The organism is Sphingobium sp. RS1 (assembly GCF_056156825.1).
Genome location: NZ_JBLZXE010000003.1, coordinates 341,152 through 358,936, shown reverse-complemented (window position 1 = coordinate 358,936; position 17,785 = coordinate 341,152). Strand labels below are relative to the sequence as shown.

General features: G+C 62.4%; 16 protein-coding genes. 10 read left to right on the top strand and 6 right to left on the bottom strand.

Annotated features, from left to right (window positions below; genetic code table 11):
- Position 1: 1 nt before the first annotated feature.
- From ACNHGR_RS21640 to ACNHGR_RS21620, 5 genes are all read left to right on the top strand, one after another.
- A complete protein-coding gene (locus ACNHGR_RS21640; RefSeq protein ID WP_475288841.1) occupies positions 2-430 on the top strand; it encodes a DoxX family protein in 429 nt (142 codons plus the stop codon).
- A complete protein-coding gene (locus tag ACNHGR_RS21635) occupies positions 423-1,799 on the top strand; it encodes an alginate export family protein (protein WP_475288839.1) in 1,377 nt (458 codons plus the stop codon). The genes ACNHGR_RS21640 and ACNHGR_RS21635 overlap by 8 nt, the downstream gene beginning before the upstream one ends.
- 18 nt (positions 1,800-1,817) lie before the next feature.
- A complete protein-coding gene (locus tag ACNHGR_RS21630; RefSeq protein WP_475288838.1) occupies positions 1,818-2,516 on the top strand; it encodes a YoaK family protein in 699 nt (232 codons plus the stop codon).
- A gap of 206 nt (positions 2,517-2,722) precedes the next feature.
- Positions 2,723-3,706: a sterol desaturase family protein gene (locus ACNHGR_RS21625; RefSeq protein WP_184272846.1), complete on the top strand. Its 984-nt coding sequence runs from the start codon at positions 2,723-2,725 to the stop codon at positions 3,704-3,706.
- Positions 3,703-4,341: a hypothetical protein gene (locus tag ACNHGR_RS21620; RefSeq protein ID WP_475288837.1), complete on the top strand. Its 639-nt coding sequence runs from the start codon at positions 3,703-3,705 to the stop codon at positions 4,339-4,341. Before ACNHGR_RS21625 ends, ACNHGR_RS21620 begins: the two co-directional genes overlap by 4 nt.
- Here the strand turns inward: ACNHGR_RS21620 and ACNHGR_RS21615 are convergent.
- Positions 4,336-5,343, bottom strand: a complete 1,008-nt coding sequence (locus ACNHGR_RS21615) for an isopenicillin N synthase family dioxygenase (protein WP_475288835.1) — start codon at positions 5,341-5,343, stop codon at positions 4,336-4,338. The genes ACNHGR_RS21620 and ACNHGR_RS21615 overlap by 6 nt on opposite strands.
- A gap of 140 nt (positions 5,344-5,483) precedes the next feature.
- Between ACNHGR_RS21615 and ACNHGR_RS21610 the strand changes: the two genes are divergently transcribed.
- The 5 genes from ACNHGR_RS21610 (at position 5,484) to ACNHGR_RS21590 (ending at position 9,879) form a co-directional block, all read left to right on the top strand.
- Positions 5,484-6,422, top strand: coding sequence for a LysR family transcriptional regulator (locus ACNHGR_RS21610; protein WP_184272840.1), 939 nt, complete (start codon positions 5,484-5,486; stop codon positions 6,420-6,422).
- Positions 6,423-6,509: 87 nt separating this feature from the next.
- Positions 6,510-7,466, top strand: coding sequence for a sterol desaturase family protein (locus ACNHGR_RS21605; RefSeq protein ID WP_184272835.1), 957 nt, complete (start codon positions 6,510-6,512; stop codon positions 7,464-7,466).
- On the top strand, positions 7,466-9,043 hold the full coding sequence (locus ACNHGR_RS21600) for a tetratricopeptide repeat-containing sulfotransferase family protein (RefSeq protein WP_475289489.1): 1,578 nt from the start codon (positions 7,466-7,468) through the stop codon (positions 9,041-9,043). The genes ACNHGR_RS21605 and ACNHGR_RS21600 overlap by 1 nt, the downstream gene beginning before the upstream one ends.
- A 16-nt stretch (positions 9,044-9,059) precedes the next feature.
- The gene (locus ACNHGR_RS21595; RefSeq protein WP_184272830.1) at positions 9,060-9,422 is read left to right on the top strand and encodes a hypothetical protein; all 363 of its coding nucleotides are present in this window, start codon (positions 9,060-9,062) and stop codon (positions 9,420-9,422) included.
- A gap of 124 nt (positions 9,423-9,546) precedes the next feature.
- Complete coding sequence (locus ACNHGR_RS21590) at positions 9,547-9,879, top strand: UrcA family protein (protein ID WP_475288833.1); 333 nt, start codon at positions 9,547-9,549, stop codon at positions 9,877-9,879.
- A 144-nt stretch (positions 9,880-10,023) separates the two neighbouring features.
- Here ACNHGR_RS21590 and ACNHGR_RS21585 read toward each other — a convergent pair whose 3' ends face one another.
- The 5 genes from ACNHGR_RS21585 to ACNHGR_RS21565 are packed head-to-tail and all read right to left on the bottom strand — an operon-like array spanning position 10,024 to position 17,778.
- Positions 10,024-10,941, bottom strand: a complete 918-nt coding sequence (locus ACNHGR_RS21585) for a Vgb family protein (protein WP_475288831.1) — start codon at positions 10,939-10,941, stop codon at positions 10,024-10,026.
- A 23-nt stretch (positions 10,942-10,964) separates the two neighbouring features.
- Complete coding sequence (gene atzF / locus ACNHGR_RS21580; protein ID WP_475288829.1) at positions 10,965-12,737, bottom strand: allophanate hydrolase; 1,773 nt, start codon at positions 12,735-12,737, stop codon at positions 10,965-10,967.
- Positions 12,734-16,330 carry an urea carboxylase gene (uca, locus tag ACNHGR_RS21575; RefSeq protein WP_475288827.1) on the bottom strand — a complete coding sequence of 1,199 codons (3,597 nt, stop codon included), beginning with the start codon at positions 16,328-16,330 and terminating at the stop codon, positions 12,734-12,736. Before uca ends, atzF begins: the two co-directional genes overlap by 4 nt.
- Entirely contained in the window at positions 16,327-16,962 is a 636-nt protein-coding gene (locus tag ACNHGR_RS21570; RefSeq protein WP_184272818.1) for an urea amidolyase associated protein UAAP2, read from the bottom strand. Before ACNHGR_RS21570 ends, uca begins: the two co-directional genes overlap by 4 nt.
- 15 nt (positions 16,963-16,977) lie before the next feature.
- The gene (locus ACNHGR_RS21565) at positions 16,978-17,778 is read right to left on the bottom strand and encodes an urea amidolyase associated protein UAAP1 (protein WP_475289487.1); all 801 of its coding nucleotides are present in this window, start codon (positions 17,776-17,778) and stop codon (positions 16,978-16,980) included.
- Positions 17,779-17,785 lie beyond the last annotated feature (7 nt).

The window sequence follows — 17,785 nt, the reverse complement described above, 5'->3', positions numbered from 1 at the left end:
GATGCGCCCCGTCCGCGATCCCCGCTTTGTCGAGGCTATCCTTGACTGGAGGCCGACCTGGTTCATCGCCCGGCTGCTGCTGGTCGGGGCCTATCTGCTGGGCGGCATCGTCAAGCTGACCGACTGGCAAGCAGCCGTTGCCGAGCAGGCGCATTTCGGCATGAACCCGCCCGCCTTATGGGCGGCGCTCACCATCGCGATCGAACTGATCGGGCCGATCGTGATCCTGACCGGCCGCATGGTTTGGCTAGGGGCGGGGATGCTGGGCATCTTCACCCTGCTCGCCGCCTTCACCGCCAACGCCTTCTGGACGATGCCGGCGGGGCAGGCCCGCTTCATGGCCACCAATGCCTTTTTCGAGCATCTCGGCCTGATCGGCGGCTTCATCCTGACGGCGCTGGTCGCTCAACAGGCGCAGCGTCGTGCTTAAGAAAACCGCCTGCCTCGCCCTCTCGCTCTGCGCCTGTCCACCGCTGGCTGCGCAGACGACGGAGGCCTGGCAGGCCCCGACCCTGTCGATCACGCGCTATGATGAGGACTGGTCGGATCTGGCCGACGCCGAAAAGCGCGGCCATCATTGGACTGGCCCGTTCAAATATATCCCACTCGGCGATGATAGCTGGCTTTCCACTGGCGTCGAGTTGCGGCTGCGCAACGAGAATTACGCCAACAATCTTTGGGGCGGAGCCGACGCACCCAACGACAGCTATTTCTGGGCACGGGCCATGCCCTATGCCGACCTGCATGTCGGGCCGGTCGATGGGCTGCATGCCCGTGCCTTTGTCCAGCCGATCATCAGCTACGCGGTCGGCGTTGCGCCATCCACCAGCCCGATCGACCAGAGTCGGGTCGACCTGCTCCAGGCTTTTGCCGAACTTGGCGCCGGCCCCGTCACCTTGCGCGGTGGACGGCAGATGCTCTCGCTAGGCACCGAAAGGCTGATCGGTACGCGCTATGGCCCCAACACTCCGCTGGCGTTCGACGGCGTGCGCGGTAGCGTATCGCTGGGCAAGGGGCGCAAGCTTGACCTTTTCCTGCTAAACCCGGTGCGGCCCGGTCCTGCCAGTTTCGACGATCGCACGTCCGAAACGCGCAAACTCTGGGGCGCCTATGCGACGCTGCCGGAACTGGATATCTATTATCTGGGCTATCGCAACCGCGCCGCGCATTTTGGCGGGCTGACCGGGCGGGAGGAACGCCACAGCATCGGAGCGCGCGCCCACGGCATGCGCGGCGACTGGCACTGGAATGTCGAGGGTGTCTGGCAGTTCGGCCATTATGGCGACCAGCGCATATCCGCCTGGACGCTGGGCACCGAGGTCGGCCGTACGCTTTCCGGTCTGCCATTGTCGCCCGATGCGACGCTGCGCTTCAACATCGTGAGCGGCGATCGCGACGACGAAGACAACAGGCTTGGCACGTTCAACGCGCTTTTTCCCAAGGGCAAATATTTCGGCGAACTCTCGCCGGTTGGCCCGACCAATATCGTCAGCCTCAATCCGCGTCTCAGCGCCCCATTGGGCGACGGCTTTTCCGCCAGTCTCGCCGCGATGGCCTATTGGCGCTATACCCGCAACGACGGCGTCTACGACATCCCCGGCAATCTGATCCGCACCGCCGGCGACAGCCGCGCCCGCTTCATCGGCAAGGAAGTCGAAGCCACGCTTGCCTGGCAGGCAACGCCGGAGCTGGAACTGTCCACATCGCTGTCTCTCTTCGCGCCGGGGGCTTTCATCCGCCAGACCGGTCCGGCCAAAACCATCGCCATGACCGGCTTCGAAGCCAATTTCCGATTCTAGATATTCAGGAGCATCGCCATGCCGTCGTCGCCTTCTCCCTCTTCTCCCCTCCCCGGCCTACTGTTGCTGCTGTCGGTCACCACTGGCCTGGTCGATGCCGTCAGCGTGCTGGGCCTGGGGAAGGTCTTTACCGCCAACATGACCGGCAATGTCGTGTTTCTGGGCTTTGCGGCAGCCGGGACGCCGGGCTTCAAGGTCGCACCCTATCTGGTGGCGCTGATCACATTCTTCGTCGGCGCCCTCATCGCCGGCCGTGTCGGGCAAGGTTTTGGCAAGCGCCCGCTACGACACTGGCTGACCGTGGCGGCACTGATCGAGGCGGTCCTGCTGTGGATGGCGGCGCTCGTGGCCCTGAACTTACATGTGCCCACGCTCCAGCCCACTACCGGCCTGTTCGCGATCATCGCGCTGACCGCCATTGCCATGGGCTTTCGCAACGCCACCATTCGCCAGTTGAAGGTGCCTGACCTCACCACCACCGTCCTAACCCTGACCGTCACCGGCATCGCGGCGGACTCCAGCATGGCGGGCGGCGCCAATCCCAACCTCGCCCGACGGACCGCAGCGGTCATGGCCATCTTTGCAGGGGCAGCCGCCGGCGCGCTGATGGTCGTGCATATGGGCCTTGCCCTGCCGCTGTTTGTTTCAGGGATCATCGTGCTGGTGGGTACCCTGCTCTGCGTGCGGCATCCGGCCGCAGCCCTGCCTCATGGATAAGGATCAGCGCTACACGCCCCGCCTTCGCTGACAATCCCAAAGGCATAGGCAGCATCTATGGCACATATATCATAATGCCGTCTGGCGCGGTGACGACGGCTTGCCGATGCTGTCCCGAGAGCAAGTCGATGAACTGCGGACATCATCCTCGTCCCCTGGTACGCCTGACAAGACCCGGAGACGAAGCAGCATTGCGGGGATCGGGTATGAACGGAGTACGCGTAGGTAAAAGAGTGATTGGGGCCGAGGCGCCGATCACCGTCGGGTGGGAGAATATCGGCCGCGTGGAAGGCGGACCGATCAAGCAGTTCATCTTCACCTGGTTTCAGCCCACGGCGCTCTTCGCCCTGATCGCCTTCTGGTATTATGCCCCCAACTCGATAGCCAAGGCATCGACCGCCATCGGTATCGGCATCGGTTTCAAAATCCTGCTGCTTGCGCTCGAATGGGTCAGTCCGCGCTATGAGAGCTGGCGACTGACCTGGAAAGAACTGGTGACCGACCTCTTTTATGTCGGCCTGGGCTATACCATTCTCAACCTGATCGAACATTATATCGGGAGCGACGCCGCCATCGAGGCTATCCAGCACAGCTTTGATTGGGACAAGCTCGCATGGTTCACAGGTTTGCCGCTGCTGCTCCAAGCGTTTCTGATCTCGTTTATCTTCGATTTCGGGCAATATTGGATGCATCGCGGGATGCACAACTGGTACCCGCTATGGCTACCCCATTCCGTGCATCACTACATCACCCAACTGAATATCAACAAGGGCGCTGTCGGCAATCCGGTAGAGCTGTTCCTGATCGGACTCGGCATCGGCGGTTTCTTCGATTTCCTGCCGCGGGCAGCGCTTCTCGCCGGGACGATCGGCCTGGCGATCGGAACCTATCAGCATATCAATGTGCGTTTCAACACGCCGCGCTGGTGGCGCTTCCTGTTCAACACCACCGAACATCACAGCGTGCATCATTCGCAGGATTTCGAGGCAACCCGCAGCAATTATTCCAACACCTATATCTTCATTGATCGCATCTTCGGCACTTGCGTCGACGGCGAAGCGGAACTGCTGGGCCTGGAGGGCGGACGTCGCATGTCGATCCGCGAACAGATGACCTATCCCTTCACCGAAGGCTGGAAAACGATCAAGGAACGCCATGGTCGATCAGCGGCGGCGGTGCCGGCCGAATGACGATAGGGCTGATCTTGCAACAAGGACATGCCGTGAACACGCGCTTTATCGACTGGATTTGGCATATTGGGGGTAGCCTTGCGCTCGCCCCAGGGCAGTCGAGCGACGAGGCCTTCGGCAAACTCGATCCGCTATTCCGCCAGGCCGGCACCAGTCATGAGCGGACGCACGACACGCTGACCTTTCGCAAGAAGGATCAGGCAGCGCAGGACAAGATGTCCATTTTCGATGGCGGCGTTCTGCGGATCGAACGGGGCGCAGCAGGGCCGGTCCTGCGCTATCGTCTGGCCAGCCGGGCCTTGCTATTCTGCTTTCTGGCGCCATTGCTGTTTCTGAGCTTCGCCGGTTTGACCATCGCGGTCGGCAAGTTCAGCAGTCCGCCCGCGAAAGAAGGTTCGAACAAGTCCGAGAAGAAGGATGCAGCGCTGCCGCAGCACTGGATCGACAAGGCGCTCGGCGCACCTGCACCGGAGAAACCCAAGAAGGATGATAAATCCAAAGAGGATAAAGGGAAGCTCAAGCCCACCGCCAGCTTCGTATTCGCGGGGATATTCGCCTTCCTCTATGTGGTGGGACGGGTGCTTGAGGACCGGCTGATCAAATCCCTGTTCAGAAAGAAACTGGCCGGCTCATAGCGAATCGACCGTACGACTTTCCGGCCCGAAGGCTCCCAGCGGTAGGGCATTGTTCAGGACGAGTTCTCCGCGCGCGATCCTGCGCTTCAGATAAGTGAAGGTTTGCGCGGTCTGGTTGAACAGATGTTCGCCGCCCTTGAGCGGCGCATAGCGGGGCGCTTCGTCGCGTACCACCGGCGCGACGATATAATCATAGTCGCAGGCATGGAAAAGCGCGAAGGAATAGCGTTCTTCCCTGACCTTCTTCACGCGATGCCGGGTTGCGACGTAGCGGCCGTTGGAGAGAATCTCCATCATGTCGCCGATGTTCAGGATCATCGTGTCCTCGACCACCGGAACGTCGACCCACTGCCCCTGTTTGTTGACGATCTGGAGCCCGGGGGCGGTCGCGAACAGCAAGGTGAAACATTCATAATCGGTATGCGCGCCGATGCCCGGCCGATCCTCGGCCGTCGCGTCATAGGGATAGTGGATCAACCGCAACTGGCTCGGCGGGTGCCGCAGATGGGCCTCGAAATAATCTTCATCAAGGCCCAGCGCCAGCGCGAACGCCCGGAACAACTGACGCCCAATGCCTGTAACATGCTGGTAATAGGATTGCACATCCTCCCGGAAGCCCCGCATTTCGGGCCATAGGTTCGGGCCCAGCAGCGGGCGTCGGCCCTCGGCGCTGATATAGTCGCAGTTGACATCGAACGCTTCCTTGAGGTCCGGCACGCCCGTCCCGAATTGCTCCTCGCCCACCGGGACATAGCCGCTATGATTCTCGGAATTGCCGATATAGCTCTTCATCTTGGCCACAGGATCGAGCGCGAAATAGGTCTTGGCGCGCGCAACGAGCAGGCGGAACAGCGCACCATCCAGTTGCGCGCCTTTGATATAGAGGAAACCTGTTCCGGCGCAGGCCCGGTCGAGTTCTCGAACGACGGAAAGCCGATCATTGAGCTGGCTACTCGCCAGCATCGATATGTCGATCAGGGGCAGGACATGGGACTGCGTCATCACGCAAGCCTAGATCGCTAAAGACATAACGATAGACATGGAGATTTTATAATCACCATCGATTTGGTCTATGAGCAGGCGGCGGGCAACGCTATTCCTGTGCTCAGGGCAGCGATCTCTTAAAAGAGGGCAGTAATGGCATGAGCGATCGGACGCCGCTGATTGACCGGAAATTTGCCAACCGGGTCGACTGGAACCTGATGCGAACCTTCGTGGACATCGTCCGCGCGGGCGGCATTGGTGCAGCCGCGCGACGGCTCAACCGGCAGCAGCCGAGCATCAGCGCAGCGCTTAAGCGGCTGGAGGATCATGTCGGGACCGCCCTGCTCCATCGCACTGCCACGGGCGTGGAGATGACGGCCGCTGGCAAGGCGATGATGGCGCTGTGCGAAGACATGCTGGAATCGGCCCGAATGATGCCGCATGTCATCGCGCAGGCCACCAAGCGGGTCGAGGGCATCGTCCGCATCCAGATTATATCGGGCCTGGTGTCACCCGAGTTCGACGAGGCCATCGCGAGCTTTCATCGCCGCAATCCCGCCATCCATATCGAGATCCGCGTTTCGCCATGGCGGCAATTGCTGGACGCGCTGGAACAGGGTGAAGTCGAGATCGGCGTGGGTTATGACAGCAGCGTCCGCCGAAGCCTGATGTACGAACCGCTGCTCGTGGAAAGCCAGCAGCTTTATTGTTCTCGCAGCAACCCCTATTTCGGGCACCGCATCAGCCGGCTGGGCGAACTCAAGGATCAGGGCTTCGTCCTGACCGGCGATGACGAGATCGAGGCGATCACCCATCTGCGCCGCCGCTACGGCCTGGGCACCATGGTCAGCGGGTTGGCGGAGGATATCAACGAGGCACGACGCCTTATCGTCCAGGGTGTCGGGATCGGCTTTCTGCCGATTGCCGCAGCGGAGAGCGAGGTGGCGGGCGGACGCTTGTGGCCCATGCTTTATGCGGATTTTGAACCGGCCTATGACATTTTCCTGCTCGCCCGATCGGAACCGTCCCGTGATACCGCGACGCAGCTTTTCTGGGATGAAGTCATAAGACGCGTCCGTGCACAACGTCGGTCATAATAAAAATCTATGACTTTCATCAGGATTATCAGCCTGCCTCAATGATGCAGCGCACCGCACTATGCCGGGACCGAACGGAGTTGCGGCATGCAAAAGAGCCTCAAAGATCGGGGTTTCGACCTGATCCCGCCCGCGATGATCGCGATGGTTCTGGCCTTCTGGGCCTTTGGGCCCAAGGCGCTTGTCGACCATCCCTGGGCGCTCACCGTGACATCCCCGCTCATCGTCATTGTCATATTGTGCCTTGAGGCGGTCCATGAACGCCATGCCGGCTGGCGAATGAACAGACAGGAATTCTTCACAGACCTCTATTATTCGGTCCTCAGCGCCACGGTGATCAGCTGGGTCACGCAAAAAATGGCTGAAGAACCGCTGATGGCGGCCAAGGCGTCGCTCGGCCTGACTACCCAATGGGCGACGCACCTGCCGTGGCTGGTGCAGGCCGCGATGGTGCTTTTCCTTATCGAATTCGGCCAATATTGGATGCATCGGCTGATGCATAACTGGATGCCATTCTGGCTGACCCATGCGCCGCACCACCACATCACGCAGCTGAACGCGGCCAAGGGCGCCGTCGGCAACCCGATCGAGTTGTTCCTGATCAGCCTGAGCGTGGTTGCGCTTTTCGACTTCGATACGACCGCCATCTTTGCGGCCCTGAATTGCATGGGCGTCATTTCAACCTTCGCTCACGCCAATGTCCGCGCGGACCCGCCAATCTGGTATTCCTTCTTCTTCACGACGATCCGGCATCACAGCCTGCATCATTCGACCGATTATGAGAGTACCCGCTGCAACTATGGCAACTCGCTGATCCTGCTGGATCGCATATTCGGAACCTATCGCGAAGGTGAGGGCGTGCTGGTGGGCCAGGACGACCGCAAGCGGCTGACGATCCGGGAGCAGACCATGTTCCCGTTCGTGCCCATAATTGAAAAGATCAAGGCGCGGCGCGCGGAAAGACGATCGGACGGAGCGCTTTCCGAAACCGAGCCGACGGATATTCCGGTCCGTGAAGCGGTAGGAGGCACAGCCGCGGCATGATGGCGATCCGCTCCGGACAGGCGGCCGTTGCGGCGCGAGGTGCGCTGGCCCGGGGCGATTGGAATGCCACCCACCGTTTTGGCGCGACGTTGGTCGCCGAAAATCCCGGCGACGCCGAAGGGCATTTTCTGCTCGGCGTCGCAGAATCGGGCGTCGGCCGAGTCCACGCCGGTATCCAGCATCTCGGCCGCGCGGTCGCACTCGATCCGCGGGGGGAATATCGCGCGCAGCTCGCCAAGCTCTTCACGCTCGTCCGGCGGGACGGCGACGCTGCCGCGACACTGCATGATGCGGAACAGGCCCTGCCCACCGACGCACTCAGCCGCGACACCATGGGATGTGTCTATGCCCGCCTCGGCGATCATGGCGCCGCGCTTGGTCATTTTGCGGCGGCGGTGCGGCTCGACCCGCAGAATGGCAATTATCGCTACAATCAGGCGGTAACGCTCAACTTCCTAGGGCGGGCGGACGAAGCCGAGGCGGCACTGGAAGCGCTGATCGTCCTGGCGCCAGGCGACGCCCGCGCCCATCACCTGCTCGCCAGCCTGCGTAAGCAGTCGCCCGATCATAATCATGTCGAGCGCCTCGCCCGGACCCGCGCGGCGACGGGGGACGGGCGCGACAGGCTGCTGCTCGGCTACGCGCTGGCGAAGGAATTGGAAGATATAGGCCAGCCGGACGAAGCGCTGGATCAGCTTTGTGCCGCGAATGCCGAACATCGCCAGACCCTGCCCTATCAGTTCGCGCGCGACGCAGCGACGTTCGACGCGATCGAGGCACACTGGCCCAGCGTGACAGCCGCACCGACGAGCGAGGCGCCCGCGGATGCGCCGATCTTCATCATCGGCATGCCGCGAACCGGCACGACCCTTGTGGACCGCATCCTCTCGTCCCATCCCGATGTCGAAAGCGCGGGCGAACTGCAAGCCATGCCGCTCGCGGTCAAGAAGGCGGCGGGCACGCGGACTCCCACGGTGATGGACCCTGAAACGATTGCCACTGCGGCCGGCAGCGACATGGGCGCGATAGGCCGGGACTATCTGCAACGCGCCAGCCACCACCGACGCGACCCCGCTCTCCGGTTCATCGACAAATTTCCGGGCAATTTCCATTATGCGGGGTTCATCGCGCAGGCTCTGCCCGCGGCGCGGATCGTCTGCCTGCGCCGTCACCCCATGGACACGGTACTCAGCAACTTCCGCAATCTCTTCGCCGTCGGTTCGCGCTATTATGACTATAGCTACGACCTGCTCGACATCGCTGCTTATTATGTCCGGTTCGACCGGTTGATGACCCTGTGGCGCGAGGCCTTGCCGGGGCGCCTGATCGAGCTGCGCTATGAAGATCTGGTTACAGATCAGGAAGGCGAAACGCGAAGGCTGCTGACTCATTGCGGGCTGCCCTGGTCCGACGACTGCCTGTCGTTTCACACCAATTCTGCGCCGGTTTCTACCCCCAGCGCTGCACAGGTCCGCCGCCCGATGTACCGCGACTCGGTCGCCCGGTGGAAGCGACACAGCGCGGTTCTGGAACCGGTGCGGCGCTTCTTCGAACAATCCGGCATCTGCATCGACTGAAAGGAGCGAGCGTCCCATGCCAAGGCTTCGTCTATTCGCCCTCAGCGTGACATGGGCCGCATCGCTGGCCGGGCCTGCCGTTGCAGCCGCTGCGCCCAGCACGCGACTTGTCGATTGTCGCTCGGAAAGCTGCCTGATGATCTCCGGCCATCGCGCCGATCCCCGCTCTGCGGTGCGCATCAACGGTCATGCCGTATCGGTTGAAGGCCGCAACAAATGGCGTGTTCGCGTTCCCGTCAGCACCGTCCGGGCCTGGTCCACGCCGTCCGCGCGCACGATGATGGTTTCAGTAGACGACATTCTCGAAAAGGTCGATCTGCCTATCGGGCTGTTGGGCCATAACAGCGATCTCGCGTTGCTGGTCGTCAGAGCAAGGTAATAACCGGAGTATATATAAGTAATAATAGAACAACTTATCGTCGAATATTGTAATTTTCATCCTCGCACTCTATGTAGGCGCCAGCTGCCGAAGAGCGGCGTGTCTTTGTGTGCAGGAGAAGATGATGAAAATTGGCCTCATGGTCGTGGCAGCGGTCGCTTTCGCGACGCCTGCCCTGGCTGGCACCAGCAGCAATCCCTTTGCTCAGGACAGTGCGATCCTCGACCTCAAGGGACTGGACCTTTCAACGGCAGATGGGCAGCAGCGCCTCGCCATCCGCATGGATCAAGTGGCACGGACGGTTTGCGGCAACGATGTTGCGACTGTGCATCTGGCGCTCGAAGCCAAGGCGCGGGAATGCCGTGCCGCCGTGGCAGCCGACATTCGTACCCAGATCGAAGCGCGGATCGCCCGTGCAACGGACAATTCCCCGGTCGAACTCGCGTCCGCTCGCTAGAGCATTTTGAAGTCATCTGGAACAGATGACGGCTCGCAAAATGCGGAAAACAAATAACTTTTAGAGCATGATGCGGTTCAATTTAATTGCATCATGCTCTAAATTCCGGCTCGACCGCAGCCCGGAATGCGGGCTGCGGACGGGTCATAGCGCCAGCTTCGCCGGTTCGGGCCACCATGTGAGCGTATGCACGTCATGCGCGGAGGTCCAGATTCCTGCGTCCGTAAAGCGCAACGCGCCACTGCCCTCCGCTTTCCCCACGCGCGCGCGGATCGCCAGCGACTTGGGATCGATTACTACGAAAGTCTGATCCTCCGTGGTCCGCAACCATACCAGCCCGCCGCCTGTGTCGATGTCACCCCATTTCAGCACCTCGCCAACCTTGACTCGGCCGGTCACATCGCCGCTTTGCGGATCGATGCGGGCGACGGTGCCGTCCCCCTGCTCCTGAACCCAGACCGCCCCTTCTCCGGCCGCGAGGAAACCCGGCTCCTTGCCCAGCGAAGTGGTCTTGACGACGCTGTTGGTTGCGGAATCGATGCGCTGGATCGAGTGGCTCTCGCTACTGACCGCCCAGACCGATCCGAAGCCGAAGGCGAGATAATGGGTGCCGACATTGACGGCTATGGTCGCCGTGACCTTGTTTGTTGCCGGATCAACGCGGGACACGACGCCCTTCTGGTCGCTGGCGACCCAGATCGACCCTGCGCCCGCCACGACATTAAGCTCGCCCTTGGGGTTAGCGATGCCGGTAGGGATCGTGGCGGTCTTTTCCGCGGTCTGCGTGTCGATCCGGATGATCGCATTTTCCTTGCAATCCGCCACCCAGAGCGCCCCGTCCGACAGGGCCATGGCACCGCAGGGCTTCGACATAGCGACAGAGGCGAGCTTGCCCTGCTGCGACCAGCGTTCGACCCTGCCGTCGTTCGTGGCCCAGACACTGTCGCCATCGACCGCCAGAAAATCCGCGAAGCCCGGTACGGTGATGACCTGCTCCGCATGGGCCGTCGAAGCCGCAAAGCCCGCCGCCAATGCCATGACCAATCTCCTGAGCTGTTGCATCCTGTGACCCTCCGCTCTGTGGATCAGACCTTTTGCGCGATGTAGGCGCGCCATCCACCAAGCTGCGTAATGTCCTCGGCACCGGTCAGGGCGCGCGGTTCGGCGACGAAACCCTTGACGCTGCTGCCATCGGCGAGCGTCACCGTACCGATGGCCAGCGGCGCGGGCACCTCCACGACGAAGCTGCCGAACTCGGCGACGCCCAGTTCGTAAACCTCAAGCGCGATCGATCCCCCCTCCTCGCTATGCACCAGCGCAGGTTTGGGCGGCACGCTGTCGGCCATGGCGTAAAGCCGATAATTGGGAGCGGTTTCGAACGCACCGACGAATTTCGCTTCCCGCGACGTCAGCTGCCAGTGCAGCGGCATGTCTTTCAGATGAGCGCCGACAACGGCCAGTTTCACGGTCTGCATTTTGCCCTCCAGATCAAGCGGTGGCGGCAACGGAATATCCGCGGCCGAAATATAGGCATCGGCTGCATCGAGCAGCGCGATATCGCTGTCGGCGGGACCGATCAGGGTGATGCCGAACCCGGTCCCGTTGGCGCGTATCCCGGCGGGCACGGCGACGGCGGCCATGTCCAGCAGGTTCACGAAATTGGTGTAGAAGCCCAGCGCGCTGTTGAGCGCGACGGGCGCGGTCTTGAGTTCCGCAACGCGATAGGTCGTGCCGGTCGTCGGAAAGGCAAGCAGGTCGATGCTGTGCCAAAGCGTGTCGGCGTGGCGCTTGATTTCGGCAAGGCGATAAATGCCGTTGAACAGTTCGACGGCGCTTATGTCGAGGCCCGGCTCGACCACCTCGCGCACGGTGGGGTCGATGGCGTCGGGATGCTCGGCAAGAAGGTCCGCCATGGCGGCTGCGCGCTCCGCAACCCACGGCCCGCCATAGAGGAGCTGCGCTGCTTCTTGCAGAGGCGCATAGTCGATTTCCACCACTTCGGCGAGGCCAGCGAGCGTGTCGAGCGCCCGGTTGTAATAATATTCGGACTCAGCATCGCCGAAGAAGGCGCGCTGATCGCGGCGCGGCACGCCGATCCTTTTGCGTGCCAGCGGCCGATCCGCCAGCGGTTTCGAATAGGCGTCCGTCGGGTCGAAGCCCGCCACGACGGAATCGACCAGTCGGGCATCGGCAATGTCGTCGGTGAAGGCGGTGATGCAATCGAGCGTGCGGCAAGCCGGCACAAGGCCCCGATTGCTCCATCGCCCCTTGCTGGGCTTGAACCCGATCAGATGCTGGAAGGCGGCCGGAACGCGGCCCGATCCTGCGGTGTCGGTTCCCAATGCGAGAGGAACCAGTCCCGCCGCCACCGCGACAGAGGAGCCGGAACTGGAACCGCCGCTGACATAGGCCAGATTATAGGCGTTTCGGGGGCTACCATAGGGGCTGCGCGTGCCGTTCAAGCCCGTCGCGAACTGGTCGAGATTGGTCTTGCCGACGCAGATCGCACCCGCGGCAGTCAACCGCTCGATGACGGTGGCCGATGCCTGCGGGTGATAGCCGAAGGCAGGGCAAGCTGCGGTGGTGGCAAGTCCCTCCACATCAATATTGTCCTTGGCAGCGAAGGGAACCCCGGCCAACGGCAACCGCTCGCCCGCAGCGACCCGCGCATCGACTGCGCGGGCGGCGACGATCAAAGCCTCCGGTGCGACCCGGCTGATCCAGATCTGCGGCTGAACGCTGTCATAGGCGGCCAGACGGGCAATCGTGTCTTCCATCACCCCGACGGCACTCGTGCGCCCTGCATTGACGGCCTCTGCGATGGCCGAAGCGCTGCGACGATCCAGCGCCCCGGTCATGCCTGCGCCCTCAGCGCCATCATCGGCGCCCCGGGCTGCAAGGATTGCCGTTCTTCCACATAGAGTGCCTCGACGGTGCCCGATCCCGGGCTGTGAACCATGCATTCCATCTTCATCGCCTCTATGATTGCGATCGTATCGCCGGCCTCGACCGCATCCCCGGCCTTGACCAGCAGCTTCCAGACACTGCCGCCAAAGGGCGCTTCAACCAGATCGGTCCCATCGGGAATGTCTATTACCTGCACCTGCGGCTGTTCCGTCTGGGCGAGATTGGCTACCCGATCGAATTCGCCGCTGCGCTGCCATTCGGCGCGCTCTTCATCGAAAGCCGTCTGCCGCCGCGCTTCAAATTCGGCGATCTGCTGCGCATTGTCGGCCAGGAAGGCGCGATAGTCGGCTAGGCGGAATTCCGATGGCTCGACCCTGATCGAGCGCCGCCCGCTCGGAAAATCCCGACGCCATTCGACGAGTTCATCCGCACTGACGGGATAGAAGCGGATCTGATCGAAAAAGCGCAGCAGCCAAGGCTTGCCGTCGGTGAAGGCATCGGTCTGCCGATGGGTGTTCCACATCTGGATGGTGCGGCCGAACAGTTGATAACCGCCCGGCCCCTCCATGCCATAGATACACATATAGGCGCCGCCAATCCCGACGACATTGGGCGGCGTCCAGGTGCGCGCGGGATTATATTTGGTGGTGACGAGCCGATGCCGGGGATCGACCGGCGTGGCGACAGGCGCGCCCAGATAAACGTCGCCAAGACCCAGTACGAGATAGTTCGCCTCGAAGATCAGATTTTCCACCGCGGCCGCATCAGGAAGGCCGTTGATGCGCCGGATGAATTCGATGTTATCGGGACACCATGGGGCATCGTCGCGGACGGCGCCCATATATTTCTCGATCGTCTCGATCGTGGCCGGATCGCGCCAGCTCAGCGGCAGATGAACGATGCGCGACGGGACGACGAAATCCTCCAGATCGCCCAGCCGGTCCTCTGCCGCCATCAGCAGAGCCAGTGCCGCGCGCTGGTCCATGATCTCGCCATCGAAATGCAACTGAAGGGAGCGGATTCCCGGTACGATGTCGATGATACCGGCGGGCGCGAGCCGCTCCAGTTCGGCCATCAGTGCGTGGGCGCGTATCCGCAACTCAATGTCGAGGACGATAGGTCCGTATTCGACCAGGATATTGCGGTCGCCCTGTTGCCGATAGACGGTGCGTGGGCGGTCAGGGCCTGCCTCGACCAGCGCGAGAATGGGGGACAGCGTCTCGATCGGTCGTGCAGGCCCGGCCGCATGCGCAGTGCCCGACGCGAGCAGATTCCGCTGATGTAGATCGGCGGCGCGCGCATCTTTCACATTAACCGGGGCGAAGCGCAGCTTGTCACCGGGCGCCAGCTGGCCGATCATCCAGCGGTCGGCGGCGATCACGACGAAGGGGCAGACGAAACCGCCGAGCGATGGGCCGTCAGGGCCAAGAATGATCGGCATGTCGCCGGTGAAATCTACAGCGCCAATGGCATAGGGATTGTCGTGAATATTGGACGGGTGCAGTCCTGCCTCGCCGCCATCGGCACGCGCCCATCTTGGCTTGGGACCGACGAGGCGGACGCCGGTGCGGTTGCTGTTATAGTGGACCTGCCACTCGGCCGCCACGATCTCGTCTATGTCCTCGTCCGTGAAGAAATCTGGTGCGCCATGCGGTCCATAAAGCACGCGCAAGGTCCACTCGTTCGACAAGGTGGGCAAGGTCGCTTCGGCCAACGCCGATTCCCCTGCATCCGCCGCAAGATGCAGCGTGTCGCCGGCGAGCAGCCTACGCGCGGCATGCCCACCGAACTGACCGAGTTCGAACGTGCTGCGGCTGCCGAGATAGGGTGGGATGTCCAAGCCACCCGCGAAAAGGATGTAGCCGCGCATCCCGCCACCCGTAGCCCGGCCGAGGGTGAGCGTTCGCCCCGGCCCGACATCGATGGCGACACTGCGCGGTATCGGCGTGCCATCGAGCGTGGCGTTGAAATTCGCGCCGGTCAGGCAGATGCGCATGGGCGCGTTGAAGGTCAGCGTCGGGCCGGTATGCGTGACTTCCAGGCCCGCCGTCCCTTCCGCATTGCCCAGCAGCCGGTTGCCGAGTCGGAAGGACTGGTCGTCCATCGGGCCTGATGGCGGGACACCGACCGCCCAGAGCTTTTGCCGGCCGGGCCAATCCTGGACGGTGGTTGCCGTGCCGCCGCTGATCACCTGAATGCTGCGGGGATGGAAGGTAATGCTATCGAGAACGCGGGTCGAGACGTCGCCGCTGACAAAGGCCGTCGAACGCACCACCTCGCGCAGCCAGCGCAGGTTGGTTTCGATCCCGTCCACCCGGCTTCGCTCCAGCGCCGCCTGCATCGCGGCAACGGCTTCGGCGCGGGTCGGCGCGTGGACGATCAGCTTCGCCAGCATGGGATCATACCATGCGCTGACCGTACTGCCCGCCATGCACCAGGTTTCGGCCCGAATGTCCGGCGGGAACTCCACCGCCGTCAGCATGCCAGAAGTCGGGCGATAGTCGAGTGCCGGGTCTTCGGCATAGAGACGTACCTGCACGGAATGGCCGGTCGGGCGGGGCGGCTCTCCATTGAGGAAAGCGAAGTCTCCGGCCGCGCCACGGATCATCCATTCGACAAGGTCGATGCCCATCACCTCTTCGGTGACGCCATGCTCGACCTGAAGGCGGGTATTCATCTCAAGGAAGAAGAATTTTTCCCGTTCCGCATCGTAGAGAAATTCGACCGTACCGGCCGAGCGATAGCATGCCGCTTCGCCCAGTCGGGTGGCTGCGGCGATCAGGTCGCCGCGCACAGTTTCCGGCAGCAAGGGCGCGGGCGCTTCCTCCACGACTTTCTGGTTACGACGCTGTAGCGAACAGTCGCGCTCTCCCACCGGCATGATGCGCCCAGCACCGTCACCGAAAATCTGCACCTCAATGTGCCGCGCCCGCCGAATATAGCGTTCGAGGAAGATGCCGGCATCGCCGAAATTGCTTTCGCCCTGACGCGCGACGGCGGCAAAGCCCTCACGGACTGCAGCCTCATCCTCGCAAACGCGCATGCCGATGCCGCCACCGCCAGCAGTTGCCTTGAGGATCACCGGGAAACCGATGTCGCGCGCGGCGAGGACGGCCTGTGCCTCATCCGTGAGCAGATCGGTGCCGGGCGCGAGAGGAACCCCGTGCGCGGCGGCAAGCGCGCGCGCGCTGTGCTTCAGGCCGAAGGTCCGGATATTGTCCGGCGTAGGGCCGATGAAGACGATACCCGCATCCGCACAAGCCTCTGCAAATTCTACATTTTCAGCCAGGAAGCCATAGCCCGGATGAATGGCGCCAGCGCCGGTCCTGCGCGCAGCATCCAGGATCGCCGCTATGTTGAGATAGCTTTCCGAGGCGCGCGCGCCGCCAATGCAGACGGCTTCATCGGCTTGGGCGACATGCAGCGAATCCTCGTCCGCTTCCGAATAGACGGCAACGGAGCGCAAGCCCATGTGCCGGAGCGTGCGCATGATGCGGGTCGCGATCGCCCCCCGGTTCGCGATCAGAACGGTGTCGAAGCTCATGCGGCGACGATCATGCGAACAGGAGTGGGATTGAAGCCGTTGCAGGGATTGTTGATCTGCGGACAGTTGGAGACGACGACGATGACATCCATCTCCGCGCGCAGGTCCACGGTCAGTCCGGGTGCGGAGATGCCATCGACGATACCCAGCGATCCATCCGGTTCCACCGGCACGTTCATGAAGAAGTTGATGTTGGACACAATGTCGCGCTTGCCACGGCCTTCGGTCAGGTTCGCCTCCAGGAAATTTTCGACGCAGGCATGTTCGGCCTTGGTATGATGGCCGTAGCGCAGCGTGTTGGATTCGCACGAGCAAGCGCCGCCGATCGTATCGTGATATTCGACCGAAGTTGCCGCGATGGTCATCATCGGCCGCCCCTCGTTGGAGCGCAAGACGGTGCCTTCGCGAAGAAACAGGTTGCCCTGCGCCGAGACGGTGTCCTGCGCGCTGTAGCGCTCCGCATCATCCTGCGCGGCGTAGAGGAGGAAATCGACAGCCTGGTTGCCCTCCAGATCGACGATCCGAAGGGTCTGGCCCGCCGCGACATGATGCAGCCACGGCGCTCGCGCGGGCACAATCACATCATGGACGACCTTGCCGGGAAGACCGGCCAAATGCATATCGGCGCTCATTGAAAGGCGTTCCTTTTAACGGCGGAAATAGTCTTCGACATTCTGGAAGGCGCGCAGGCCTTCCGGCGTGGCGGTGCGGATCGGGTCGTCTGCCGGCGTGACAGGGCCGCGCCAGGCAGTCGCGCGCAGCGGCGTCACCGTGAAATCCTCGCGCGGGTCGAGGACATGCGGGCAGTTGGCAATCACCAAGATCACGTCCATCTCCGCGCGCAGCGTCAGGCTCCGCAACGGCGCGAACGGCCCGATCTGCGGCGCGATCGTACCATCGGCTTCGATCGAGACGCCCTTGAACAGATTGACGCAGGGATGAACGTCGCGCCGCTGTAGCCCGTGCTTGGCTGCTCCCAACAGGAACCGATCGCGCCCGTTGGGCGCCGGGCCGCTATTGGCGCCATTGCCATATTTCGCGGCATTGGTTGCCGCGTTGGAGGTGCCGCAGAATGTATCGTGCGTGCCCGCGCCATCCTCTACGAAACTCATGAGGACGCGCCCCATGTCCGACAGCAACAGCTTGCCTTTGCCCAGATAGGCGTTCCACTGCACCTTCACCGTATCCGCGACATTGAGCCGTTCCGTCGGCATATCGGCGTTGAAGATGAGCAAAGACGCGCAGGCATCGCCTTTGAGGTCGATCAGCCGCAACCGTGTGCCCCGCGACAGCCGCCGCGTGGCATAGCCACCGGGCGCGATTGTTTCTTCCCACAGAAGGTCGTCCGCCACTACATACTGCGGCAGATCGTCAGCAATCGGCGGCAGAACCGGCATGGCTTCGACCTGCGTTCCAGCCATGGCGCGGGCATGGTCGCGCGCCGCCATGGGATTT